General features: G+C 69.6%; 21 protein-coding genes and 1 tRNA gene. 18 read left to right on the top strand and 4 right to left on the bottom strand.

The annotated features are described in order from the left end of the window. Nucleotides 1–62 precede the first annotated feature (62 nt). The 13 genes from B4F19_RS04010 (at nt 63) to B4F19_RS03950 (ending at nt 14,774) form a co-directional block, all read left to right on the top strand. Nucleotides 63–332 carry a DUF6112 family protein gene (locus tag B4F19_RS04010; RefSeq protein ID WP_022883069.1) on the top strand — a complete coding sequence of 90 codons (270 nt, stop codon included), beginning with the start codon at nt 63–65 and terminating at the stop codon, nt 330–332. 40 nt (nt 333–372) lie between these two features. Continuing rightward, nucleotides 373–1,785, top strand: coding sequence for a conjugal transfer protein TrbL (locus B4F19_RS04005; protein ID WP_286793464.1), 1,413 nt, complete (start codon nt 373–375; stop codon nt 1,783–1,785). Nucleotides 1,786–1,788: 3 nt separating this feature from the next. Continuing rightward, nucleotides 1,789–3,249 (top strand): SCO6880 family protein, encoded by a 1,461-nt coding sequence (locus tag B4F19_RS04000; protein ID WP_286793463.1) that lies wholly within the window; start codon nt 1,789–1,791, stop codon nt 3,247–3,249. A gap of 51 nt (nt 3,250–3,300) precedes the next feature. After that, nucleotides 3,301–4,089, top strand: coding sequence for a hypothetical protein (locus tag B4F19_RS03995; RefSeq protein ID WP_286793462.1), 789 nt, complete (start codon nt 3,301–3,303; stop codon nt 4,087–4,089). Continuing rightward, entirely contained in the window at nt 4,086–5,594 is a 1,509-nt protein-coding gene (locus tag B4F19_RS03990) for an ATP-binding protein (RefSeq protein WP_286793461.1), read from the top strand. Before B4F19_RS03995 ends, B4F19_RS03990 begins: the two co-directional genes overlap by 4 nt. A gap of 128 nt (nt 5,595–5,722) precedes the next feature. Further along, nucleotides 5,723–8,698, top strand: a complete 2,976-nt coding sequence (locus B4F19_RS03985) for a hypothetical protein (protein ID WP_286793460.1) — start codon at nt 5,723–5,725, stop codon at nt 8,696–8,698. Between the two features lie 138 nt (nt 8,699–8,836). Beyond that, nucleotides 8,837–9,805, top strand: a complete 969-nt coding sequence (locus tag B4F19_RS03980) for a DNA-processing protein DprA (RefSeq protein WP_286793459.1) — start codon at nt 8,837–8,839, stop codon at nt 9,803–9,805. A 90-nt stretch (nt 9,806–9,895) separates the two neighbouring features. Continuing rightward, nucleotides 9,896–10,456: a hypothetical protein gene (locus B4F19_RS03975; protein WP_286793458.1), complete on the top strand. Its 561-nt coding sequence runs from the start codon at nt 9,896–9,898 to the stop codon at nt 10,454–10,456. Then, nucleotides 10,453–12,249 (top strand): type IV secretory system conjugative DNA transfer family protein, encoded by a 1,797-nt coding sequence (locus B4F19_RS03970; RefSeq protein ID WP_286793457.1) that lies wholly within the window; start codon nt 10,453–10,455, stop codon nt 12,247–12,249. Before B4F19_RS03975 ends, B4F19_RS03970 begins: the two co-directional genes overlap by 4 nt. A gap of 50 nt (nt 12,250–12,299) precedes the next feature. Then, nucleotides 12,300–12,770: a single-stranded DNA-binding protein gene (locus tag B4F19_RS03965; RefSeq protein ID WP_286793456.1), complete on the top strand. Its 471-nt coding sequence runs from the start codon at nt 12,300–12,302 to the stop codon at nt 12,768–12,770. Between the two features lie 13 nt (nt 12,771–12,783). Next, nucleotides 12,784–13,395, top strand: coding sequence for a hypothetical protein (locus B4F19_RS03960; RefSeq protein ID WP_286793455.1), 612 nt, complete (start codon nt 12,784–12,786; stop codon nt 13,393–13,395). Further along, nucleotides 13,376–13,591, top strand: a complete 216-nt coding sequence (locus B4F19_RS03955) for a helix-turn-helix domain-containing protein (RefSeq protein WP_286793454.1) — start codon at nt 13,376–13,378, stop codon at nt 13,589–13,591. The genes B4F19_RS03960 and B4F19_RS03955 overlap by 20 nt, the downstream gene beginning before the upstream one ends. Further along, a complete protein-coding gene (locus B4F19_RS03950) occupies nt 13,584–14,774 on the top strand; it encodes a tyrosine-type recombinase/integrase (protein WP_286793453.1) in 1,191 nt (396 codons plus the stop codon). The genes B4F19_RS03955 and B4F19_RS03950 overlap by 8 nt, the downstream gene beginning before the upstream one ends. Nucleotides 14,775–15,008: 234 nt before the next feature. Here B4F19_RS03950 and B4F19_RS03945 read toward each other — a convergent pair. Beyond that, nucleotides 15,009–15,082, bottom strand: a tRNA-Pro gene (locus B4F19_RS03945). A 185-nt stretch (nt 15,083–15,267) separates the two neighbouring features. Between B4F19_RS03945 and B4F19_RS03940 the strand changes: the two genes are divergently transcribed. Then, nucleotides 15,268–16,665, top strand: coding sequence for an MFS transporter (locus tag B4F19_RS03940; RefSeq protein WP_292732931.1), 1,398 nt, complete (start codon nt 15,268–15,270; stop codon nt 16,663–16,665). On the opposite strand, the gene trxA is transcribed toward B4F19_RS03940, so the two are convergent. Continuing rightward, nucleotides 16,662–17,090, bottom strand: coding sequence for a thioredoxin (gene trxA, locus B4F19_RS03935; RefSeq protein ID WP_292727521.1), 429 nt, complete (start codon nt 17,088–17,090; stop codon nt 16,662–16,664). The genes B4F19_RS03940 and trxA overlap by 4 nt on opposite strands. Before the next feature lie 107 nt (nt 17,091–17,197). Between trxA and B4F19_RS03930 the strand changes: the two genes are divergently transcribed. Both B4F19_RS03930 and B4F19_RS03925 read left to right on the top strand, forming a co-directional pair. Beyond that, on the top strand, nt 17,198–17,917 hold the full coding sequence (locus B4F19_RS03930; RefSeq protein WP_292727523.1) for a lysoplasmalogenase: 720 nt from the start codon (nt 17,198–17,200) through the stop codon (nt 17,915–17,917). Next, entirely contained in the window at nt 17,914–18,288 is a 375-nt protein-coding gene (locus B4F19_RS03925) for an RNA-binding S4 domain-containing protein (protein ID WP_292732930.1), read from the top strand. Before B4F19_RS03930 ends, B4F19_RS03925 begins: the two co-directional genes overlap by 4 nt. 7 nt (nt 18,289–18,295) lie before the next feature. On the opposite strand, the gene B4F19_RS03920 is transcribed toward B4F19_RS03925, so the two are convergent. Continuing rightward, nucleotides 18,296–19,219: an NUDIX domain-containing protein gene (locus B4F19_RS03920; protein ID WP_292732928.1), complete on the bottom strand. Its 924-nt coding sequence runs from the start codon at nt 19,217–19,219 to the stop codon at nt 18,296–18,298. Continuing rightward, nucleotides 19,216–20,160, bottom strand: a complete 945-nt coding sequence (locus B4F19_RS03915; protein ID WP_292732926.1) for an NAD(P)/FAD-dependent oxidoreductase — start codon at nt 20,158–20,160, stop codon at nt 19,216–19,218. The genes B4F19_RS03920 and B4F19_RS03915 overlap by 4 nt, the downstream gene beginning before the upstream one ends. A gap of 496 nt (nt 20,161–20,656) precedes the next feature. On the opposite strand from B4F19_RS03915, the gene B4F19_RS03910 reads away from it, so the two are divergent. Both B4F19_RS03910 and B4F19_RS03905 read left to right on the top strand, forming a co-directional pair. Then, nucleotides 20,657–22,501 (top strand): ribonucleoside triphosphate reductase, encoded by a 1,845-nt coding sequence (locus B4F19_RS03910; RefSeq protein WP_292732924.1) that lies wholly within the window; start codon nt 20,657–20,659, stop codon nt 22,499–22,501. Further along, nucleotides 22,498–23,250, top strand: coding sequence for an anaerobic ribonucleoside-triphosphate reductase activating protein (locus B4F19_RS03905; RefSeq protein WP_292732923.1), 753 nt, complete (start codon nt 22,498–22,500; stop codon nt 23,248–23,250). Before B4F19_RS03910 ends, B4F19_RS03905 begins: the two co-directional genes overlap by 4 nt. Nucleotides 23,251–23,277 lie beyond the last annotated feature (27 nt).

Raw genomic sequence — 23,277 nt, 5'->3', positions numbered from 1 at the left:
CTGGATGAGCGTCGCACACCAGACGAGCGAGAACCCCGTCTCGTCACCGTCAAGGAGCAATCGTGATCGACATCGACCCCAACTCGTCCGGCCTCCCTGGGATCGAGCAACTGCGCATCATCGTCGGGGCCGTCATGACAGTCGGGCTCATCCTCAGCGTCCTCGCACTCATCATCTCGGCGATCGTGTGGGGCTTCGGTGCCAACAGCTCCAACCCCCACCTCGCCAGTCGCGGCAAGGTAGGCGTGCTCGTGAGCTGCGGGGCGGCGATCATCTGCGGCGCCGCAGTCACGCTCATCAACTTCTTCTGGGGCGTCGGGCAGGCTGTCTGATGACCACCCGAACCGCGTACCTCCGGCGGAGGTGGGTGCGGTGAGTATCTGCGATGTCCCGGTCATCTCCTCCGTCTGCGACGCCATGGGCGAGGGGGCTGCCTCCCTCGTCGCCGCCCCGTTCGACTGGCTCGGGCAGGCGATGGCAGGAGCGGCCGCGTGGCTGTTCGAGGCCGTGTGGACCGTGTTCGACACGGCCACCCTGGTCGATGTGACCGGCGCCGAGTACGTCGGCGTCTACAACGTGCTGTTCGGCGTCGCGATCTTCGTGATGCTGATCTTCTTCTGCCTCCAGCTCATCACCGGCCTCATCCACCGCGACCCCACCGCCCTCTCTCGCGCCGCCCTCGGGCTCGCCAAGAGCGTCCTCGGATCGTTCCTCGTCATCACCCTCACGGCGCTGCTGCTGGAGGTCACCGACCAGCTCGCGGTCGGGATCGTGCAGGCCACCGGGAACTCGATGGAGACGATGGGCACCCAGATCGCTCTCCTCGCCACAGGGCTCGCGGGCATCAACATCGCCGCTCCCGGCGTCGGCGCGATCCTCACGATCTTCCTCGCCGGCCTCGCCATCAGTGCGGCGGCGATCGTCTGGTTCTCTCTGCTGATCCGCAAAGCCCTGCTGTTGGTCGCGGTCGTGTTCGGCCCCATCGCCCTGGCCGGTGCGACATGGGATGCGACCAAGGGCTGGTTCGCCAAATGGGCGGCGTTCGTGATCGCCCTGATCTTCTCCAAGCTCGTGCTGGTCGTGATCTTCCTCGTCGCCATCGGCCAGGTCTCCGCACCCATCGAAGCCGACCTCGCCTCCATCAGCAACCCCATCGCTGGCGTCGTGCTCATGTTCATCGCCGCGTTCGCCCCGTACATCACTTACAAGTTCCTGTCGTTCGTGGGCTTCGACATGTACCACGCGATGAGCTCCGAGCAGGAGGCCAAGTCAGCGCTCAACCGGCCCATCCCGATCCCGTCCACCCCGTCCGCCGACAGCGCCAAGAAGGTGCTCGACGGCGGAGCCGCCCCCGGCGGCAGATCGGGCGGGTCCGGTGCAACCCACGCGCCAGCCTCGGCCGCAGGCTCAAGCGCGGCCACGGCTGGAGGCGGGGCCGCCGCATCCTCGACCGGAGCCGGTGCAGGAGCGAGCGCGGGAACCGGCACCGCGGGGGCAGGCGCGGCGGCGGGGCCGGTCGGCGCGGCGATGGTCGCGGGCGCCGCAGTCGTCAAGGGTGCCGCGACCGCCGGGCCAAAGCTCGGCGGCGCTGTCGGCGGGACCGCCGAGAGCCACGCGGGCGCGGCGGCCGAGCAGACATCGCCACCGCGCGTCCCACCGGCGCAGGCCAACCCTCCGGCACGGCCCGCGCCGTCATCCGCGTCACCGCAAGCTCCGCCGCCCTCGGCGCCGCGCCGGTCGGACCCGACGCCTCCGCCGTCGTCCACGCCGTCCGAGAAGGAGTGACCGATGACGACGAACACCAACAGCGACTACCCGCTCGCCCCGGTGCAGTTCTCCCGCCTCACCAAGCGCGGGATCATGCTCGGCCTGTCCTTGCCGCAGCTCGTCGTCCTCGGCGTCGCGATCCTCGCCGTCGTCGCCTCCCTCTACACGGGCGGCGGGATGGGACTGGCATGGACCTCGCCCCTCTGGAGTTCGGCGGCGCTCGTGGCGGTGATCCCCGCCGGCGGGCGGAAGATCATCGAGTGGGTGCCGATCCTCGCCCGCTGGGTCGCCCGCACCTACCTCGGGCAGCTCATCTACCGGCGCCGGATCATCAAGCCCCGCCCCGCCGGAACCCTCGCCCTGCCCGGTGATGCGGCGGCGTTGCGGGAGTGGGAGGACCCCGAGACCGGGGCGGCGATGATCCACGACCCGCACGCCCAGACGATCACCGCGATCCTCGGCGTCTCGCATCCGGCGTTCGTGCTCCTCGATCCGGGCGAGCAGCAGCGCCGTGTCTCCGGGTGGGGCCGCGTGCTGGCCGCTACCTGCCGTTCGGGCAGGATCGCCCGGATTCAGGTCTCCGAGCGGACCCTTCCGGACTCCGGCTCTGGCCTTGCCGAGTGGTGGCGCACCCACGGCACCAATGACGGTTCCTGGGCCGCGACCACCTACGCCGAGCTGATCGAACGTGCTGGCCCCGCCGGGGAACGACACGCGACGACCATCAGCCTCGCCCTGGACATGAAAGCCGCCGCCCGGCAGATCAGAACCTCCGGCGGCGGGATGCGAGGGGCTGCCGTGGTGCTCCGTCAGGAGATGACTACCATGACGACCGCGTTGCGTGCGGCCGAGCTGACCTCGACCGGGTGGCTCACGCCCGGCGAGGTCGCCGTGATCTTGCGTTCCGCCTACGACCCCGCCGCCGCGCCCGCCTTGGAGCGTCACGGTGCGCTCGGCCGTGACCTCGCCACCGCCGGCCCGGTCGCGGTCACCGAGACCTGGGACAGGTTACGGTCGGACTCCGCGTTCCACGCGGTGCTGTGGATCAACGAATGGCCTCGCTCGCAGGTCTTCCCCGGCTTCCTCGCCCCGCTCGTGCTGTCCAACGGCATCCTCCGAACGCTGGCCTTGCACTACACGCCCGTCCGGGCGGACCAGGCCGCCAGGGACCTGCGGAGGAAGAAGACCGAGCTCATCTCCGACGCGTCCCAACGCAGGAAGATCGGGCAGGTCGAGGACGCCTCCGCCTCCGCCGAGCTCGATGACGTGCTCCAGCAGGAGGCCGACCTAACCGCCGGACACGGCGTCCTGCGCGTGTCCGGCCTCATCTCCGTGTCCGCGCCAACCGTCGACGAGCTCGACGCCGCCGTGGCCGCCGTTGAGCAGGCCGCCATCCAAGCGTCCTGCGAGACGCGCAGGCTCGTGGGTCAGCAGGCGGTCGCGTTCGCCGCCGCAGCGCTGCCGCTGTGCCGGTCAGTCTGAGCCCGTGCACCTGGCAGACAGCCCAACCCCCGCGACTGTGAGGAGCCGATCATGCCGACCTTCGATGACCCCCGCAAAGATGCCGCCGAGGCATATGAGGCGCTACGAGGCCTCGCCCACGCCTCCCGCGCCTTCACCGACCCGGCCGACACCTACACGGTGATCGGCGACCTGCTCGGCGGGGTGCGGTCACTGCGGCAGGTGCTCGATCAGCTCGCCACGACCCACACTGCCAACCGCGCCCGCGCCTACGACGACGCGGGAAGCCAGGCTGCCGGCGCAACCGCTGCTCTCTCCGCCGCCGATGAGCTGCACCAGGCCGGTACCCTGCTCGATCAGGTCGAAGCCCGGCTGGATGCGGCCTCCCAGCACTCGGGGCGCATCGCCTGGCACCCCGCCGAGACGAGCGAAACACCGGTGCGACGGTGGATCAGCGTCGCGTTCCTCGACGGCGCCCATGCCGACAAAGTGCTCGACCTCATCCACGCGGCAGGCACCGACGCTGCGATTGAGCACCTGGCCGGGTACGACTACGGCGAGGACACCGTGCGCGACGCGCTCGCCAACGGCTACGTCTACGACAACCCGCCGCGCGGAGCACTGGACCGGATGGCGACCAAAGACGTCTACACGCTGACCTACAGCCCGTTCCTCGGGCACGTCTCGCTGCTGCGCGAGTACGACGCCGTGCCCGACCCGGCGGTCCTCGGCATCGACACCGCTCAGTCCCTCGCCCGTAGCGTCGCACGGGCACCTGCCCGTGCCGCACGTGTGGAGGCGACGGACTGGTTCGCTCGCGCCCCGCACACAACATCGCCCGGCCAGGGCCTGTCGCTGTGAGCGGGCCGGAGGAGGGCCGGCTGCACACCAGCATCCTGGTCGGCCCGCAGGGCGAGCGGCGCCGGCACCGCAAGGCACGCCAGAAAGCCGCCGCCCAGGTCGAGACCGAAGCCCGGCAGGTGCGCAAGGACGATGCGAAGGCCAAGTGGGATGCGGAGCAGGCCGAGCGTCGCGCAACGACCTACCTGCCCGCCAGCGGTGAACCGGGGCCGGCGGCGCTCCGCACGCCCGGCAGGTTTCATCTCCCGAAGCACCAGGACACCTCCGCAACCCTCGCCGGGCAGTACCCGTTCCTGGCCGAAGGCGGCCTTGGCTCTGACGGGGTGTTCGTCGGGCAGGACCTCTACTCGGGCGGCAGCTTCGTCTACGACCCGTGGACCTTGTACCAGCGGGGCCTCATCACCGCCCCCAACGTTGTGCTCGCCGGGATCGTCGGTTCCGGCAAGTCGAGCCTGGCGAAATCCCTGTACACGCGGTCGCTGCCGTTCGGTCGCCGCGTCTACGTCCCCGGCGACCCCAAGGGTGAGCACACGGCGGTCGCAGAGGCCGTCGGCGGGCGGGCGATCATCCTTGGCCACGGGCTCCGCAACCGCCTTAACCCCCTTGATGAAGGACACCGCCCCTCCGCAGTGTCGGACGCCGCATGGGCGATCCAGGTCGCCTCGCGTCGCCGCGACCTGATCGGCGCACTCGCGGAGACCGTGCTGGACCGATCACTCTCGCCGCTGGAGCACACCGCCATCGACCTCGCTCTGCGAGACGCGGTGCGCAATGCCGAGGTGCCGATCCTGCCGATGGTCGTCGACCGCATCCTGAACCCCAGCGATGAAGACGACGAGGACGGGCGGCTCGCAGCGGACGGGCGCCTCGTCGGCCACGCCCTGCGGCGCCTGGTCGCCGGGGACTTGCAGGGCCTGTTCGACGGCCCCTCGACAGTGCGATTCGATCCGTCGCTGCCGATGGTGTCCCTGGACCTGTCTCGCGTCGCGGAGAACTCGACGCTCATCTCCGTGCTGATGACCTGCTCCTCGGCATGGATGGAATCGGCCCTCTCGGATCCCGCCGGCGGGCAGCGATGGGTGATCTACGACGAGGCCTGGCGCTTGATGGCCTACCCGTCGCTGCTAAGACGGATGGATGCCCAGTGGAGGCTCGCCCGCCACTTCGGGATCGCCAACATGCTGATCTTCCACAAGCTCTCCGACATCGACAACGTCGGCGATCAGGGCTCCGCGATGCGGGCGCTCGCCTCGTCCCTGCTGGCGAACGCGGAGACCAGGATCGTCTACCGCCAGGAAGCCGATCAGCTCGGCTCCACCGCGCTCGCCCTCGGGCTGACCGGCACCGAACAACACCTCCTCCCGAGCCTCGGCACGGGGCAAGGGCTCTGGCGCATCAAGGACCGCTCCTTCGTCGTCCAGCACCAGCTCCACCCCGCCGAGCTCGCCGCTTTCGACACGACCGGACGCATGAACGGGCAACTCCCGCAGGTTCACGAATCCTGAACCCCCGCGCGCTCAGGACTCGCTCGGGCGGGTGAGGCGGGGCGCACCTGCTGGCTGGACGGCTTTCTCGCCGTCCGTTCACCGAGCCAGGAGGACAGCTCATGTCTGCATCGCCACTATCCCCTCCCGTGAGCCGGACGCACCCGCCGGGCAGCCTGTGGCGTCACATCGCCCCGCTGCTGGTTGTCCTCCTCGTCGCCGCCGGCTCGATCGTCCTCGGCGCCTCCCCGGCGCACGCCGGCAGCCACGGCGCCGGATACGACGAAGGCCTCGGGTTCCTCGGCGCGTACAGCACGGATGTCGACGGGCGGCAGGCATACTGCATCGACCTCGGCGCCGCCGCCCCGTTCGGCCAGACCTCCGGGCCGCATACTGTGGGCTCGCTGGACTCGCTTTCGCGGCAGCAGCTCGCGGAGCTGAACTACGTCCTGGACAGGTGGGGGCAGTCGGGCGATCCGAATATCACCGCGGCAGTCGCCCTGTACGTGTGGTCGGTCGCCGACCCCGGCGTCTACAACAGCCACGGCATGTCGGGCGATGACTACTACGTCGCCCGCGCCCCGTCCGCGGTGCGAGGCACGATCCTCGGCAACCTCGCGGTGATGCGGCAGGAGGCCAGCGTGAACGCGGTCACTGACCCGTCGCTGACCCTGGCCCTGTCGATGTCGGACCAGTACGCCGGAACTCTGACCGTCGCCGCGCACCCCGCGTCGCTGCAGGGCACCGCGACGCTCACCGACGCGGTGTTCGCAGGCGAAGGTTCCTCCCGCACGGTCGGTGCCGGGCAGTACGGCATCACCGGCACCCCGGCGGACGGCGCTGCCTCGTACCGGATCGAGGCGTCGATGAGCGTGGCCGCCGCCGGGTACGGCGCAGCGGTCGACCTCTACACGACGCCGGGCGCGCAAAGGCTCATCGCGGCGGTCGCCGGTTCCTCCACCGGCCTGTCCGCGCAGGCGCAGACGCCGGTGATCGAGCTGGACTTCCAGCCCGAGGTTGGCACGCAGGTCGCCTCCCGGTTCGTGGCCGAGGGCGACGCCTTCGTGGACGAGCTGGCGGTCACGGTGACCGAAGGAATCTGGATCCGAGTTGGCGGTCAGCCGGTCGAGGTGACCGCGGTCGGCACCCTCTATGGGCCGTTCGATGAGCACCCCGTCGAGTCCGACGCCCCGCCGGCCGGCGCCCCGGTCGCCGGCACCGAGGAGGTCGTGCTGACCGGGCCGGGCTCCTACACGTCGCCGGGCACGATCACCGCCCCCGAGTCGGGGTTCTACACCTGGGTCTGGGCGATCGACAAGAACGCGCAGGGTGAGACGGGCAAGTATCTGACGGATTCGTTCACCGACAGGTTCGGGAGGGTCGCGGAGACCTCGGTGGTGCCGTTCCAGCCGCACGCGGTCTCAGAAGCTGACCAGCACCTTGCCGTGCCTGGCGACGCGCTGACCGACACGATCACCGTGTCCAGCTCGAACGGGGCATGGCTCAGGCGCGACGGGGCGTTCATCCCCGTCGTGTTCGAGGGCACCGCCTATCAGGTGCCCGGCACCCTGCCCCCGGCCCGGGACGGCGCCGTGCCCGCCGGCGCGGTGCCGCTGGGCGCGGTGACGGTCACGGCGGACGGCCCCGGCGTCTATACGTCGCCGGCGGTTGTCGCACCAACCGGCGGGTTCCTGACGTGGGTCTGGGAGGTGCGAAAGAGCACGCAGCCGGAGTGGGTGCGCGACTACCTCGCCGCCGATTTCACCGACGACTATGGCATCCCGGTGGAGACGACCTCCGTCCGCTGGCCGATCACCACGACCTCGCTGATGCGGGAGTACAACGTCCACCCCGCTGGGCGGGCGTTCGACACGGTGACGGTCACCGGGTTCCCGACCAACCACGGCGAGTTCACCGGCGACGGCTACTGGGACGCCGATCTCGACAAGCTCGTGCACACCGTGTACGGACCGTTCACCACCGACACCGGGCTCACCGATGACCTCGACCTCACCGGCGCCCCGGTGCTGACCTCGATCACGACGCCGGCTCGGAACGGGGTCTGGCGGCTTGGGTACACCGACGCGGATCGGATCACCCCGACCGAGCCCGGCTACTACGTCCTGGTCACCACCTTCGAGGGCGATGACCGCGTACAGCCCTACCAGTCGTCCCCGGCGGACGTGCTGGAACGCTTCTACGTCCCACCCACCCCGGAGGTCGAGCTACCGGTCACGGTCATCACCCAGGCCACCCCGGCGGCACTCGTCGGCGAGCCGTTCGGGGACACTGCACTCGTCCAGGGCTCGATCCCCGAAGGCGCCTCGCTCGTGTTCCGCACCTACGGACCCCAGCCCGCCGACCAGACCCCGGCGTGCGAGACGGCGTTCTTCGAGTCCGACCCGATCCCGGTCACCCGGCCCGGCGTCTACACCTCACCGACCACGACCGTCACAACGGCGGGGAACGTGTACTGGGTCGAGACCCTGTACGACGCCACCGGGGGCGTGCTCGTGGAAGGCGCCTGCGGGGCACCCGGCGAGACCACCGTCATCAGCGAGCAGCCCGAGACGTTGACGGTCACCACGACCGCGGTCGCGACGGTCGCCCTCGGCGAGCCCGCGCACGACGCCGCGAAGGTCACCGGGACCGTCCCCGACGGGACGACGCTGGTGTTCGAGGCGTACCGGCAGGACAGCGACAAGGCGACCTGCACCCCGGAAGAGCTCGTCTTTACCTCCGACGCCCAGACCGTCATGGGTCCAGGCGAGTACGTCTCCGAGGATGTGGTGTTCGAACAGGTCGGGACCTACTACTGGGTTGAGACGCTGCACGGCCCGGACGGCACGGTGCTGCACCATGGGTTGTGCGGGGCGCCCGATGAGACCACGACGATCACCCCGGTGATCGTCCCGCCCGGCAGCCCGGAGTTGCCACCCGGGCTCGCGCTGACCGGCGGTGGGGACTGGTTGCTGCCCGTCGGGATCGGCGCAGGGGTCTTCACCCTTGCCGGGCTCCTCACCCTCTGGTTCGGGCGGCGCCTAGCGCTCCACCGGGAACGCACCAGCTACGTCCGTGAGGAGGACCAGGACTTCCACGACCTCATGGACTCCACAAACCGCTGACCGGCGGCACCCCAACCACGGTCAGCTTTCCCAGGGAGGGCGCGAACCCTGGCCGGTTCGTGCCCTCCCACCTCGTCCGCCGCAGCTGGCGGGGTGGGCGGGTGCACCTCTCAGGCACAGCACCCGCAGGAGGCCCCCATGCCCGACACCCCCGACGACGCACGCCTGACCCTCGCGATCGCATCCGAGCCCGGCGACCGGATCACCGGCACACTCCTCGCCGCCGTCGGCGCCACCGAGACCCTCCGGCTGATCACCTCCGACACGCCGCTGCCGGGTGTCGTCGACCCGGTCGAGGGCGGCATCTGGCGGGGACGCCTTGCCCCGCGGCTCCCGGCGGCCGGCGGTGTCGACCGGGTGCGGGAGCACACCGACCGGCTCGGGCTCTGCCTCCTCACCCCGGGCGCTGCCGGGTGGCCCGAAGGGCTGTCCGATCTCGGCGTGCTCGCCCCGCTTGCCTTGTGGGCCAAGGGCGACATCGGGGTGCTGACCAGTTCGCTGGGATCCCGTGTCACGATCGTCGGTGCGCGCGCCGCGACAGGATACGGCGAGCACGTCGCCACCGAGTTCGCCACCGACCTGGCGGGGTTGCCGCGGGTGGTGGTGTCTGGTGGGGCGTATGGGATCGACGGCGCCGCGCACGGCGCCGCGCTCACCACCCGCCCCGGCTCCACCATCGCGGTCCTCGCAGGCGGCCTGGACCGCAACTACCCGGCCGGGCACCAAGAGCTTCTCTCCCGGGTCGCGGAGTCAGGTGCCGTGCTCTCCGAGCTGTCGCCGGGTGCGGCGCCGACGAGGTGGAGGTTTCTGCAGCGGGGCCGGCTGCTGGCCGCGATCTCCGCCGCGACCATCGTCGTGGAAGCCGGGTACCGGTCCGGGTCGCTGCACACCGCGGCCGAAGCCCACGCGCTCGGACGACCGGTCGGCGCGGTCCCCGGCCCGATCACCTCCGCGGCATCCGCGGGATGCCACCGGCTCTTGCACGAGAAGATCGCGACCGTCATCTCCAGCGCGAGCGATATCGCCGCTCTCACCGACCCGCCCGCACCGCCCGACGCACCGGCGCGCACGGCACCGGCCGCGAGTCCGCTCGCGTGGACCCTCTGACCGGGCGCCGACGGGCCGGGTGCACCTGCCGGACATGATCACCCCGCCGCGCACCGCCTGCCCCTCCATCGACTGCAGGGGTTGCTGCTGATGCCGCGCCCCCGATACCGGCGCGACACCGACACGCCCACCGGAGTGGAAGTGCCCGTGGTGCTGCCGCTGGTCGTGATGACCGTGACCAGCGATGACACCATGACCGTCACCGTCGACGGCGCCCCGTTCCTCCCGGCGCCGTTCGCGCCACCCTGGCAGCGCGGGTCATTCGCGACGATCCTCGACCAGCTCACCGCCGGCCATGCGACCCCGCTGCGGGTGGAGGTCCGTGAAGCCGACGGGGCCATGTTCACAGACATCATCACACCCACCCGCAAACGCACCCCACTGCCGCCGCCACCGGGAGCATCCGATGGGCTTGTCCGGGAGGCGGCTGCGCCTGTGCCGGCGGTCGGCGAGCTGGCCGTCCTGCACGGTGCGGGGTTCGTTCCCGGTGAGGATGTCGCTGTCGCGGTGATCATCGCCCACTCCGACGCCGCCCCGGACGGTACCGCCCGCGGCCTCCTCACCCGTGCGCAGCTGTCCGCGAGCCCCACGGGCGAGGTGATCCTGTTGGGCCGGGTCTCCGGAACCTTCACCGTCGGTCACCCGCAATGAGCGCACCGCGTCACGCCACCTCTCTCGGGGACGAGCTGTCCAACATCGGCATCGGCATCCTGATCGGCGCCGCGATCCTCGCTGGTATCCTTCGCGCCGCAGGGTCCATCGCCGCTTGGGCCACCGGCATCCCGCAACCCGCCGGAGGCATCGACGCGGGGCTCGTCGTGCTGCTGAACCCCGCGGACCCGGCCGCCGCGCTCGACGCCCCCGGCCTTCACCCCGTCGCGTACTGGGTCACCGCAGGCATACTCCTCGCCCTCGCCGGTGCTATCGGGTGGTCGGTGTGGCGGGCGCTGCGCGACCACGGCCGGCAGACAAAGGCGGACCCATACCGGATCGCGGGGATCGCTACCCGAGCCGACGTGACCCGGCACGCGTCCGCCGCCGCGCTGCTGCGCCGCGCCCGCCACCTGCGCCCCGCCCTCCCCCGCCCTCGACCGGAGGACGTCGGGTACCGGATCGGCACCTCTCGCGGGAGCGAGGTGTGGGCGTCGGTCGAAGACAGCATCCTGCTGATCGGCCCGCCCCGCTCCGGGAAAGGCGCGCACATCGTCATCAACACGATCCTCGACGCTCCCGGCGCCGTCATCACCACCAGCACCAGACCCGACAACCTCACCGCCACACTCCACGCCCGAGAGCGCATCGGGCCGGTCGCGGTGTTCGACCCGCAGCACCTCGCCGACTGCATCCCCGCCGGGCTCCGCTGGTCGCCGATCCGCGGATGCGAGGACCCGCTGACCGCGATGATTCGCGCCACCGGCCTCGCCGCCGGCACCGGCCTCTCCGCAGGCGGTGTCGAGGGTGGAGGGTTCTGGGAAGGCAAGACCCGCACCGCCCTCCAAGCCCTCCTCCACGCCGCAGCCCTTGACCACCGGCCACCCGCCGAACTGTTCCGGTGGACCCTCGACCCCGCAGCAGCAGCCGACGCCGTCGCGATCCTCACCACCCACCCCGGCGCCGCGACCGGATGGGCCGACTCGCTTCAGGCGATGATCGAATCCGACCCCAGAACCCGCGACTCCATCTGGCAAGGCGTGTCCCTCGCCCTCGCCGCCCTCGCCGACCCCCGCGTCCTCGACGCCGTCAGCCCCGGTGAGGGTGAGGGATTCGACCCGGAAGCGTTCCTCCACGCGAAAGGAACCCTCTACCTCCTCGCCACAGGAACCGGAGCGAACAACTCCGCCGCCCTGGTCGCCGCGTTCATGGAAGACCTCGTCGAAGCAGCCCGCCGCCTCGCCGCCCGCAGCCCCGGCGCACGCCTGGACCCACCCGTGCTCCTCGCCCTCGACGAAGTCGGGAACCTCGCGCCTTTGCCCTCACTGCCGACGTTGATGGCGGAGGGAGGCGGCACCGGGATCACGACCATGCCCGTGCTGCAATCGCTTGCCCAAGCGCGGGAGAAATGGTCGGAGAACGCCGCCTCCGCGATCTGGGACGCGTCGATCGTCAAGATCATCCTCGGCGGAGCATCCAACAGCCGCGACCTCCACGACCTCACCACCCTCATCGGGGAACGCGACGAGACCACCGACTCCACCACCATCGGCGACCACGGCACCCGATCCGCGCAGCGATCCATCCGCCGCGTCCCGATCATGCCACCCGGCACCATCCGCACCCTCCCGTTCGGCACCGCACTCGTACTCCTACGCTCCGCGCCACCCATCGTCACCAGGCTCCGCACCTGGACCACCCGACCCGACGCGAGACAGCTTCGCGTCGACCGCGACCGCGTCGAGGCGATACTGCGGTGTCCCCCGGCGGAAGGCACGAGCGCACCTGATTGACATGAGCGTCCCGGAGTGGGTCGCCGCCATTGCTTGGAGGGAGGGTCGTCATGGCGATCCGCACACAGGAGTCGTTCTCGGGGTTCATCGCTTCGGAACCGCAACTCAGCCAGACGTCGAGAGGCGAAGCACGGTTCTACTCCAGGGTCGGCCAGGAGCACTACCGGAAAGAGTCGGACGGGTCGTTCACGGAGCTGGAGACCACGTTCCACGACCTCGTCGCCTACCGCGCCACGGCCGAGCGCGCCCATGAGCGGTTCGCCAAGGGCGACAGCTTCGTCGCGGAAGGCTACACGCACACGTTCGAGGATGACCGTGACGGACGGGCCGGCGAGGAGTTCGTCGCCAAGAGGATCGGCCATGACATTGCGCGCACGCTCTACGACGTCGACCGCGTTCCCCGTTCCACCCGCAGTCCGCAACACGACGCGACAGCTGCCTCGGTGACACGAGGGGTCACCGACGACAACGCACCGCGACGGTCCTCACCGAGCCCCGCAGCCTCGGCGCCCGGGCTCTGAACGGAGAGGAGTCATGGCACCGATCGACCACGCCCCCGCACCGGACGAACCCGAACCCGCGCCGATACACATCGACGACGCCCGTGAGCGTGAGTCCGAGCTGCAGGTCGAGCCGCCACACCCGATCAACTGGAACCTCCTCGCCGCGGAGGAAGCCGAAGCTGAATGGCTGGAACTCAACCAGTGGGTCAACTGGCTCCGCAGAACCTACGGCCTGCCCGCCGCGGTGGTCCCTCCGTTGTGGCATCGTCACCCGGAACTCGTCTGGGAGCTGTCCGCCCTGCACCTGCACTGGCTCTGCGCCTACGACCCCGAGCAGAACGGCTCCGCGCCCCTGGGCTGGCACCGTGACTTCGCCGACGCCCGCCAGAGACTCCGCGACTGGACCGCGACATGCGGCAGCCGCCTGGACAAGGACCGGCCCACACGGCAGACGAGCTGGCCCGGCGAGGAGCCCGGCCCGCCCGTCGATGACCGGCCGATCACCGATCGCGACGGAGACTTCATCCAGTTCGTCCTCGATGATGTGACCGCTCGACGCCAGGCCGAGGAGGACTTCTATGCCGGTCTCGGGGTCGACCCGGACACCGGCGAGGTGCCGGGCGATGACGAGCCAGACACCTGACCGTGGCATCGGCGAGGTCGAGCCGTTGTGGTGTCCGAAAGACGCCGCCGAGTTTCTGAGCGTCTCCCAGGCCACGCTCTCGCGGTGGCGTCGCGAGAAGGTGGGGCCGCCGTTCGTGCAGGTCGGCGGTGTCTACCGCTACAGCCCCGTCACCGTGCGCGCCTGGGTGCGCGAGCAGGAGTCCGCGCATGGCTGACCCCCGCAATCATCGGATGCCGCCGGTTGGCGTCAAGCTCACCACCGACGTCGAGCGTCGCGTCGACGGGTTCCGCGCCCGCGTGAGGTGGACCGACCCTTCGACCAAGAAGCGCGTCGGCCGAGTGACCCACGTTCGCACCGCGGAGGAGGTCGAGGAGTTCTTCGAGCAGATGCGCGCCGCGACCGAGACCGGCAACGACACCACCGTCACCCTCGCCGACTACGCCGCCACGATCGGCGACAGGTGGCAGCGAGGCTTGGACCCCACCTCCACCGCCGAGCTGTACGACACCGGACTCCGGCTCCGCGTCCTGCCCGCGCTCGGACACATCCGGGTCGCGAAGATCACGGCCGGAATGATCGACCGCACCATCGATGGCTGGGAAGCAGAGCACTCCGCCTCCACCATCAAGAACTCCATCGCACCCCTGGTCCGGGTGCTCGACGAGGCCGTCCGTGACGACATCATCTCGATCAACCCCGCCAAGCACCGCGCCCGCCGCAACCTCGGCAAGCACGTCACCCACACCACAGGGGCACTCCGCCAGTACGCCCTCCCGGACCTTCCCACCTTGCAGAGACTCGCGACCGCGTGCGGGAAGGTGCACCAGTCGTATTCCGATCACGTCATGCTCGCAGCCCTCCTCGCCGCCCGCGGATCCGAGGTCGCAGGGCTCCGGGCCGGGGACGTGGACTGGGGCAACCGGATCGTGTGGATCAGACGACAGCACTACCCCGGCAAAGGCGGCCTCGTCATCAAACAGACCAAAGGCCGCAGAGACCGCCCCGTCCCGATGCTCGACGCCCTCGAACCCATCCTCGAACGCCTCACTAACGGCAAGGAGCCCGACGACCCGCTCCTGCGCGGGCCGCGTGGTGGCGTGCTCACCACCGCCACCGTCCGCGACGCCACCCACTGGGACGACCTCGTCGCAAAGCTCGGGTTCGACAACCTCACCCGACACGGCCTCCGTCACACCGGAGCGACCTGGATGGCCGACGCCGGCATCGCCCTGCACGTCCTCCAGGAGATCCTCGGGCACCAGTCGATCGAGACCACCAAGGGCTACCTGCACCCCGACCACCGACACCTCGCCGAAGCAGCCCGACAGGCCAACCAGTTCCTCTCCGCAACCCCCACCAGAAGGGACACCACCCGCCGCACCGGACCCCGCCTGTGACCGGCTTCAGAACCCCGCTCCGACCCTCCCGAAAGGGGCCGGAGCATCGCCCTGCGCGGATTCTGGTCCACTCCACGGGCACCTTCTGGTGCACTTCGCGGGCGACGACGCGAACCGGGATTGGTCCACTTCGACGGCGACCGGATCGAGCAGATCAAGCGAGTGGACCAGCCAGTGACCATCCCCAGAAACGACGAAGCCCTGGTGAAAGTTGCCTCTCACCAGGGCTTTTTGTCGGGATGACAGGATTTGAACCTGCGACCCCTTGACCCCCAGTCAAGTGCGCTACCAAGCTGCGCCACATCCCGTTGTTTAGTTTTCAGGCCACCGCGCCGCTCTAACTCACCTGACCCCCAGTCAAGTGCGCTACCAAGCTGCGCCACATCCCGGAGCCGCGCCGAAGCGCGGACAACTCCCCTATCCTAGCCGGTCCCGCGGCCAGTCGAGAATCGAGCTCGCCGGTGCGTTCGGCATCCGTCGGTAGCGTGGATGCATGGCCCAGAGCGAACCTGTGCGCGCACGGATGTCGCACCGAGGCGCCGTGAGCCTCGTCACCCTGGTCATCGCAACCCTGGGCGCAGCACTCCCCCTCTCGATGGTCGCGCCGACCCTCGCGATCACTGCTGACCAGTTCGGCACGACAGCTGCCGAGTCGAGCTGGACACTCACGATCGTTCTCGTCGTCGCCGCGACAACGACGCCCGTGATCGGACGGTTCGGCGACACGTTCGGACCCCGGCTGGTCCTGCTGATCCTGATACCGGTCGTCATGGTCGGCCTCGCGATCGCGGGCCTCGCCGGCTCGATGGGCGAGTTGATCGCGGGTCGAACACTGCAGGGCCTCGGCGGCGGAGTCTTTCCGCTGGCGATCGCCCTGGCGCGCCGCGTCGTTCCCGAAGCGCAACGTCCGCTCGCCGTCGGGCTGCTCACGGGAACCTTCGCGACCGGGACCGGACTTGGGGTCGTCATCGCCGGCATCCTCGTCGACCGTGTCGGCACGCAGGCTCTCGCATGGCTGCCCTTCGCACTACTCGCCGTTGCCGGAGTGATGACATTCGGTCTCGCCGAGGCCCCGCGCGCGGATCGCCAGCCGCTCCACCTCGCGTCCTCGCTGCTGCTCGCGGGCGGTGTGGCGATCCTGCTCTTCGCGGTCACCGAGGCCCCGCGCTCCGACGCCGAGGTCGCGCTCACCGTCGGGAGCCTGGCCGCCGGCGCAGCTGTCATCTCCGTGTGGGCATGGCGAGTGGTCAGACGGTCAGAGTCCGCGGGCGTCTCGCACCTCCGTGTCCGGGCGCTTTGGACCTCGCACGTGACCTCCCTGTTCCTCGGCGCCGCCCTGTTCGCCACGTTCGTCGCCCTCCCGGTCTTCATCGAAGTCGGGGATGCCACTGCGGGGCCGCTGACACCGGCCACGCTCGCGGGGCTCCTGCTCCTACCCGCGACCGCGGCGATGGCGGCGGTCGGGCCGCTGTCAGGCATCCTGCGACGACGCCTCGGCAGGCGCGGACCCGCGGTTCTCGGCGCAGCGGCCACGGTCATCGGTGGCATCATCCTCGCGGCCGGGGCTCATACGCTGCCGACTCTGCTCGCCGGCTCCGTCCTCGTCGGTGCGGGCGTCGCCACGGGCTCGGCCGGCCTGGTCAACGTGCTCGTCGACGTCACGGATGACGACACGATCTCGAGCGTCAGCGGCGTCAACATCGCCGCACGTCAGATCGGCGGCGCATTCGGGGCAGCAGGATGCGCGGCACTGCTCGCCACGAGCGGAGACGAGCCGGATCCTGCGTCCTACGCACTCGCGTTCGGGCTGATCGCGGTGCTCGCGGTCGCGGCGCTTCTTGCCTCGCTCCTCATCCCCGCGCGCCAGGCACCCGGGGATACGAACCTCTAACCGACCTGCCCGGCAACCCACTGGCGCAACTGCGGCGCAGGAAGCGCGCCGATCTGCCGCGACTGCTCCGCGCCGTCCCGGTACAGCAGCAGAGTCGGAATGCTCTGGATGCCGTGACGCTGCGAAACGCGCGGCGACTCATCCGAGTTCACCTTCACGACCTTGAGCTTGCCGGCGAACTCCCGCGACATCTGCTCGACGATTGGCGACACCATCCGGCACGGACCGCACCACGGCGCCCACACATCAACGAGCACCGGAAGCGTTGCATCACCCACGACAGCGTCGAACGAAGCGTCGTCGGCCTCCACAAGCCAGGGCAGATCCGCGTGGCACGAGGCGCAACGGACCTTGCCGGTGCGCGCCGCCGGCACCCGATTCTTCGCACCACACGACGGACACGCCGTCACCGTCGACTCCGCCATCCTGACTCCCTCCCCGTCCATTGTCGCGATCACTCGGCCGCAAGCGCTACCTCTCGCGCACTCACCAGCAATAGGGTGGGAGCGGTTCCCAACACGAAGGAGTGTCTGTGACCGCTGATGCCGCTACGACCCGAGTCGCCGCATCCGACCTCTCCCCGCGCTGGTGGTGGGGGTTCTTGCCCTACGTTGCGGTGTCGATCGTGCACGTCACGGCGCTGCTGTCGGGGTGGGATGCCGTGAGCGGCCCCACCAAGCTGGCACTCATGCCGCTTCTTGCCGTGGCTGTGCTCTGGGGTGGCCGCGGGTCGCAGTGGGGTCCGCCCTACACGCTGCTTTTTGTCGCTCTCGCGCTGTCGTGGCTCGGCGACGGCGCCGCGACCTTCTTCCCGTTCCTCGATGACGAGCTGCCGGCGATGCTCCTGTGCTTCGGCCTCGCGCATGTCGCCTACATCGTTTTGTTCTGGCGGTTCTTCGCGGTTCGGCGTGTGCCGTGGTGGTCTGCCGTCTACGCCGTGTGGTGGGTCGTCCTGGTCGTGTACCTCTGGCCGACTCTCGGCGGACTCGCGGTGGCGGTCGCGCTCTACGGCCTCGTCCTCGGCGGAACCGCCGTGCTCTCGACGCGGTGCCACCCCGCCATCGCGTGGGGCGGCGCGTTCTTCCTGATCTCCGACACGGTGCTCGCGTTCCGGCTGTTTCTTCCAGACTCCATGCCGTCGGGAAGCAGCGCCCTCGTCATGATCACCTACACACTCGGGCAGGGACTCATCGCCGTGGGCGCCGTGATCGCGACCCACGCGGCGCGGGCCGCGAGAGAATCGACGGTGTGACCGACTCCGTGCGCGTGGATGCCTGGCTCTGGGCAGTCCGGGTCTACAAAACCCGATCCGCAGCCACCGCGGCATGCCGCGCGGGGCATGTGCGCGTCGGAGGCGATCGCGCGAAGGCCGCACAACCCGTGCGGATCGGCGATGAGCTGCGCATCCGGATCGCAGGCTTCGACCGCATCCTCGTCGTCAAGCAGCTCCTGACCAAGCGCGTCGGTGCACCGGCGGCAGCCCTCGCGGTAGACGATCGCACCCCGGCCCTGCCGTCGCGGGAAGAGACACCCTTCGTTCCCGTCCGTGATCGCGGGGCGGGCAGGCCGACCAAGCGTGAGCGCCGCGATATCGACCGGCTGCGCGGCCGGTCCGCCGACTAACGCTGCCTTATGCGCGCGCGTCGAGCTGATCGAGCAGCCAGCCTGCACCGACCACCCGCGCGCCCGCGTCGCTGACACGGTCGGCGAGTCCTCGGTCACTGGTCACGACGACCACCTGCTCCCCACCTCCGATGCGCCGCTGCGTCTGGGCGACGATCTCGTCATCCCCCTCGCCGGGGGCCAGCACGACCCGGATGCCGGCGCCTGACTCATCCGCGGGTCGAGCCGCGCCTTTGGCCTGACCCTCGAGCACGACCGCCACGGCGGGGAACCAGTGCGCTCCCGGAAGCCCGAGCGCGTTGGCGTCCACTCCCCGCGCCTGCCAACCGCTGACCCGGTCAATGAGCCGGCCGGCAGCACCGGCGCGGTCGCGCCACCATCCGTCAGGCACCGAACCCACGACGTTCGCCGCATCGATTACAACGGCCGGCCGCACCGACAGCAGCGGGCCAAGGTGCTCCCATGCCGATGCGAACGCCGGATGCAGCGGCCTATCGGCGACCTCGTCCACGGGAACCCACTCGAGCGCGACGCTCTCGGCATCCGCGATCTGCGGGTCGAACGGCTTGATGACGTCGGCGATCACCGTTGTGTACGACCAGATATCGAGATCGAGCACGCTCCAGAACCGCTGCCGCACGGCATCCGGCGGCACCGCGGCTTCCTCCCGAGCCTCGCGAAGCGCCGCCACACCGGCATCCTCGTTCTCGTGTCGCGCACCGCCGGGCAGCGCCCAGGTTCCGCCGTGGTGGCTCCAGCCGACGCGGTGCTGCAACAGGATGCCGCGCTCGGCATCCACGGCGAGCAGACCCGCTGCGCCGAACCGACCCCAGTAGCGCTCCCCCGTCGGCGCGATCACCCACGCGTCACCGGGATCGCGCGGGCCCGACGGGCGGCGCGGCTCTCCGGGAGCGGGGGGTTGGATCGTCACGATCTCAGCCTGTCACACCGCGCGGGCTCTCCCGGTCGCAGCACGGTGTGCGCGGTCTCGACAGCGTCGCCCGCCGCCCAGATGTGCGGGTCGGAGGTGCGCATGTGCGTGTCGACGACGATGCCGCCGCGCTCGCCGATCTCCAGCCCCGCCTCGCGGGCCAGGGTCACGTTCGGGCGCACGCCCGCAGACAGCACGACGAGGTCGGCCGGAAGCGACTGTCCGTTGTTGAGTTCGACGCGCAGCATCCCATCGGATGCCTGCGTGAAGGCTGCGGCCGCGGTGCCGAGCTGCAGTTCGACGCCGCGCCCCCGCGCGTGCTGCTCGACGGGAATCGAGACGTCCTTATCCAGCGGCGGGAGGATCTGGTCGGCGAGCTCGACGATGGTGACCTCAGCCCCGCGATGGATGAGGTTCTCAGCCATCTCGATGCCGATGTACCCGGCGCCGATCACGACGGTCTTCGCGGCCCGTCCCCGGGACGCTGCGGCGGCCAAGACCTCGTCGAGGCGCGACTTAATGGCATCCATGTCGGCGACGTTTCGCAGGGTGTGGATGCCGGGAAGATCGATCCCCGGCAGCGGAAGCTGCAGCGGATCGGCACCCTGGCACAGCGCGAGCGCGTCATAGGACTCGGTGTATTCGCGGCCTGTCGCGACCTCGCGCACCGTCACCGTCTGGGCGGCCCGGTCGAGCTCAACCACGTCCTGGCCGATGCGCACGTCGATGTCGAGCGATTCGCGAAGGCTCTCGGGAGTCTGCAGCAGGAGGCGACTTCGATCGGCGATGACACCACCGATGTGGTACGGCAGACCGCAGTTCGCAAACGACACGTACTCGCCCCGCTCGAGCACCACGATCTCGGCCGACTCGTCCAGACGGCGAGCTCTCGCGGCAACGGATGCCCCTCCAGCGACTCCTCCGACGACGACGATCTTCATGGCGCTCTCCTTCACATTCGGGCCGCAACGGTTCGCGGCTCCGACATGAAGGTACTCCCGGGGGTATACCTCCAGTCAGGGGCCAAGGTCCCCCCATCGGTGACCCAGGTCCGGACACCCTGGACTCGGTCGCGCCAAACTGCGACATCCACGGCAATCCACCCGCAACACGGCGCGACCGAAAGAGATGGGCTCCACCATCCCAGTCCACCCCCTCACACTTCGGTCGCGCCTTGTTGCGCCATCCAGCGCTCAACACCCGCAACACGGCGCGACCGAACAGTTGGGCTTTGGCCAGATACTCCTCCGTGGCGTTTTCGCTGGGACCGACACGCGATGCTGTACGCCGCCACAAGGATGCAGGATGCCATGTGGTCTGACCATGTCGATCACCACATATTGTGTCGAGCTCGAGATCGAGCACTGCATATAGTGGCATTCCCGCGATCCGGGAAACCCTCCGAACCGCGCGCCCACACTCCGAAGGAAGCCGCCGATGAAACCTCGCCCTGCCGCCTCACCGCGAGCCGTGGCCGTGTCAGACACGATCAACGAATACCTGTCCCGGTCGGACTGGCGCGTGAACGCGAACGCGAACCAGGGCTACTCGCTCGGCGGCATGATCCTCAACACCGCGGGCAAGATCATCGCGAACTACTGGCTCGATGAGGTGTACTCCCCCGAGGCCGGAGCCGCGCACCGCGACGGCGACATCCACATCCATGACCTCGATATGTTCGCCGGATACTGCGCGGGATGGTCGCTCCGCACCCTCCTGGAACAGGGCTTCAACGGCATCCCCGGCCGGATCTCCTCTGCGCCGCCACGACACCTGTCGGCAGCGACCGGTCAGATGGTCAGTTTCCTCGGCACGCTGCAAAACGAGTGGGCGGGCGCACAGGCGTTCAGCTCCGTCGACACGTATCTCGCGCCTTTCGTTCGCATCGACGGGCTCTCGTACGACCAGGTGCTCCAGGCTGTGCAAGAACTGGTCTTCAACCTCAACGTCCCCTCCCGCTGGGGAACGCAGACGCCCTTCACGAATCTGACGTTCGACTGGACGTGCCCCGACGACCTCGCAGACCAGCGGCCCCTGATCGGGGGCGTCGTGCAGGACTTCACCTACGGAGACCTCGCCGAGGAGATGTCGCTGATCAACCGCGCGTTCATCGAGGTCTACGCCGACGGGGATGCCGACGGTCGCGCCTTCACGTTCCCCATCCCGACCTACAACATCACGAAGGACTTCGATTGGGACGGCCCGAACGTCGACGCCCTCTTCGCGATGACAGCCCGCTACGGACTCCCCTACTTCCAGAACTTCATCAACTCAGACCTTGACCCGCACATGATCCGCTCGATGTGCTGCAGGCTCCAGCTGGACCTCACCGAGCTCCTCAAGCGCGGAAACGGGCTCTTCGGATCCGCCGAGCAGACCGGATCGATCGGCGTCGTCACGATCAACTGTGCCCGCCTCGGATACCTCCACCCCGGCGACCGGCAGGGGGTTCTCGACCGACTCGATGAGCTGATCGCCATCGCCCGCGACAGCCTTGAAGCCAAGCGCGCAGAGATCGGCCGCCACATCGACGGTGGCCTGTTCCCGTACACGAAGCGCTATCTCGGCACGCTCGACAACCACTTCTCAACGATCGGCGTCAACGGCATCAACGAGTTCATCCGCAACTTCACCCTCGACGCTCACGACATCACGGATGCCGAGGGCATGGAGTTGGCGTCGTGGCTGCTCGAGCACGTTCGGGCTCGCATGGTCGAAGCCCAGGAACAGACGGGGCACATGTACAACCTCGAAGCGACCCCCGCCGAAAGCGCGACCTACCGGTTCGCGCGGCTGGACATCGCCAGCTTCGGCGAGCAGAGCGGCGCTCCCCGGGGCGCCGGCGGCGACGGCATCCGCCACGCGGGCACCGCCGACCACCCGTACTACACGAACTCGTCGCAGCTTCCCGTCGGCTACACCGATGATCCGTTCGAGGCGATGAGCCTCCAAGAGCCGCTGCAACAGCTCTACACCGGCGGAACCGTGCTGCACCTGTACCTCGGCGAAGCCGTTGCGTCGGCATCCGTCTGCAAGAACCTGGTTCGGCGTTCCCTCGAGCAGTTCCGCCTCCCCTACCTCACTGTCACGCCCACCTTCTCGATCTGCCCCGCACACGGATACGTCTCGGGCGACCACCCGCTCTGCCCGCGCTGCGGTCGGGACTGCGAGGTGTGGACGCGCGTCATGGGCTACTTCCGGCCGGTGTCCTCGTTCAACATCGGCAAGCAGGGCGAAGCCGCCGAGCCGGATGCAGCGCCCCCGGCGCTGGCGCGACAATGAACGCGCTCGCGTCAGAGACAGCTGACGAGCTGCGCATCGCCGGACTCACGAGATTCTCGGGGGCAGACTGGCCCGACCACCTGGCCGCGACGGTCTTCCTTCAGGGGTGCCCGTGGGACTGCGTCTACTGTCACAACCCCGACCTCATCGACCCCCACAGCACCGGCACGATCGCGTGGCGCGAGGTCCTCGCGTTCCTCGACGAGCGCCGCACCCAGCTCGACGGCGTCGTCTTCTCCGGTGGTGAACCGACGATGCAGACCGCGCTGGTCCCCGCCATCGACGAGGCGCGACGGCTCGGCATCCGCGTCGGCCTGCACACCGGGGGCGCGTTTCCCTCGCGACTGGACTCGGTCCTTCCCCAACTGGACTGGGTCGGCCTCGACATCAAGGCATCCGCCGCCGACTACGCCACCGTGACGCAGCGCCGCGGCAGCGGCATCCATGCCTGGCGCTCCCTGCGGCGCCTGCTGGATGCCGCACGGGCGCGCGCGGGCAGCGAACGGCCGCTGGAGTACGAGGTGCGCACGACCGTCCATCCGACGCTCACCGATGCCAGCCGACTGCGCCTGTTGGGCGAACAGCTGCTTGCCGAAGGCGTGCAGTGGTGGGCGCTGCAGTGCGCCCGCGCTATCGGCACGCGGCCAGAGCTCCCGCACGCATCCGGAGGCGAGGCGGCAACGACCAAGCTCGTCGAGATGATCGCGGCCGAATTCGACGGAGCCTTCGCGAACGTCGTCACGCGCTGACCGCCGTTGTCAAGACCCTCGCACCGC

This window comes from Microbacterium sp. UBA1097, assembly GCF_002313585.1.
In the GTDB taxonomy this organism is placed as follows: Bacteria; Actinomycetota; Actinomycetes; order Actinomycetales; family Microbacteriaceae; genus Microbacterium.
Note: the sequence above shows the minus strand (reverse complement) of the source record. Positions and strands in the feature narration are given on the sequence as shown.

What these genes read in the sequence shown, in the direction of transcription:
- B4F19_RS03910 (WP_292732924.1), top strand. Translation starts at nt 20,657, where the DNA reads ATGAAACCTCGCCCTGCCGCCTCACCGCGAGCCGTGGCCGTGTCAGAC.
- B4F19_RS03905 (WP_292732923.1), top strand. Translation starts at nt 22,498, where the DNA reads ATGAACGCGCTCGCGTCAGAGACAGCTGACGAGCTGCGCATCGCCGGA.
- B4F19_RS03915 (WP_292732926.1), bottom strand. Translation starts at nt 20,160, where the DNA reads ATGAAGATCGTCGTCGTCGGAGGAGTCGCTGGAGGGGCATCCGTTGCC.
- B4F19_RS03970 (WP_286793457.1), top strand. Translation starts at nt 10,453, where the DNA reads ATGAGCGCACCGCGTCACGCCACCTCTCTCGGGGACGAGCTGTCCAAC.
- trxA (WP_292727521.1), bottom strand. Translation starts at nt 17,090, where the DNA reads ATGGCGGAGTCGACGGTGACGGCGTGTCCGTCGTGTGGTGCGAAGAAT.
- B4F19_RS03950 (WP_286793453.1), top strand. Translation starts at nt 13,584, where the DNA reads ATGGCTGACCCCCGCAATCATCGGATGCCGCCGGTTGGCGTCAAGCTC.
- B4F19_RS03980 (WP_286793459.1), top strand. Translation starts at nt 8,837, where the DNA reads ATGCCCGACACCCCCGACGACGCACGCCTGACCCTCGCGATCGCATCC.
- B4F19_RS04000 (WP_286793463.1), top strand. Translation starts at nt 1,789, where the DNA reads ATGACGACGAACACCAACAGCGACTACCCGCTCGCCCCGGTGCAGTTC.
- B4F19_RS03975 (WP_286793458.1), top strand. Translation starts at nt 9,896, where the DNA reads ATGCCGCGCCCCCGATACCGGCGCGACACCGACACGCCCACCGGAGTG.
- B4F19_RS03995 (WP_286793462.1), top strand. Translation starts at nt 3,301, where the DNA reads ATGCCGACCTTCGATGACCCCCGCAAAGATGCCGCCGAGGCATATGAG.
- B4F19_RS03955 (WP_286793454.1), top strand. Translation starts at nt 13,376, where the DNA reads ATGACGAGCCAGACACCTGACCGTGGCATCGGCGAGGTCGAGCCGTTG.
- B4F19_RS03960 (WP_286793455.1), top strand. Translation starts at nt 12,784, where the DNA reads ATGGCACCGATCGACCACGCCCCCGCACCGGACGAACCCGAACCCGCG.
- B4F19_RS03965 (WP_286793456.1), top strand. Translation starts at nt 12,300, where the DNA reads ATGGCGATCCGCACACAGGAGTCGTTCTCGGGGTTCATCGCTTCGGAA.
- B4F19_RS03940 (WP_292732931.1), top strand. Translation starts at nt 15,268, where the DNA reads ATGGCCCAGAGCGAACCTGTGCGCGCACGGATGTCGCACCGAGGCGCC.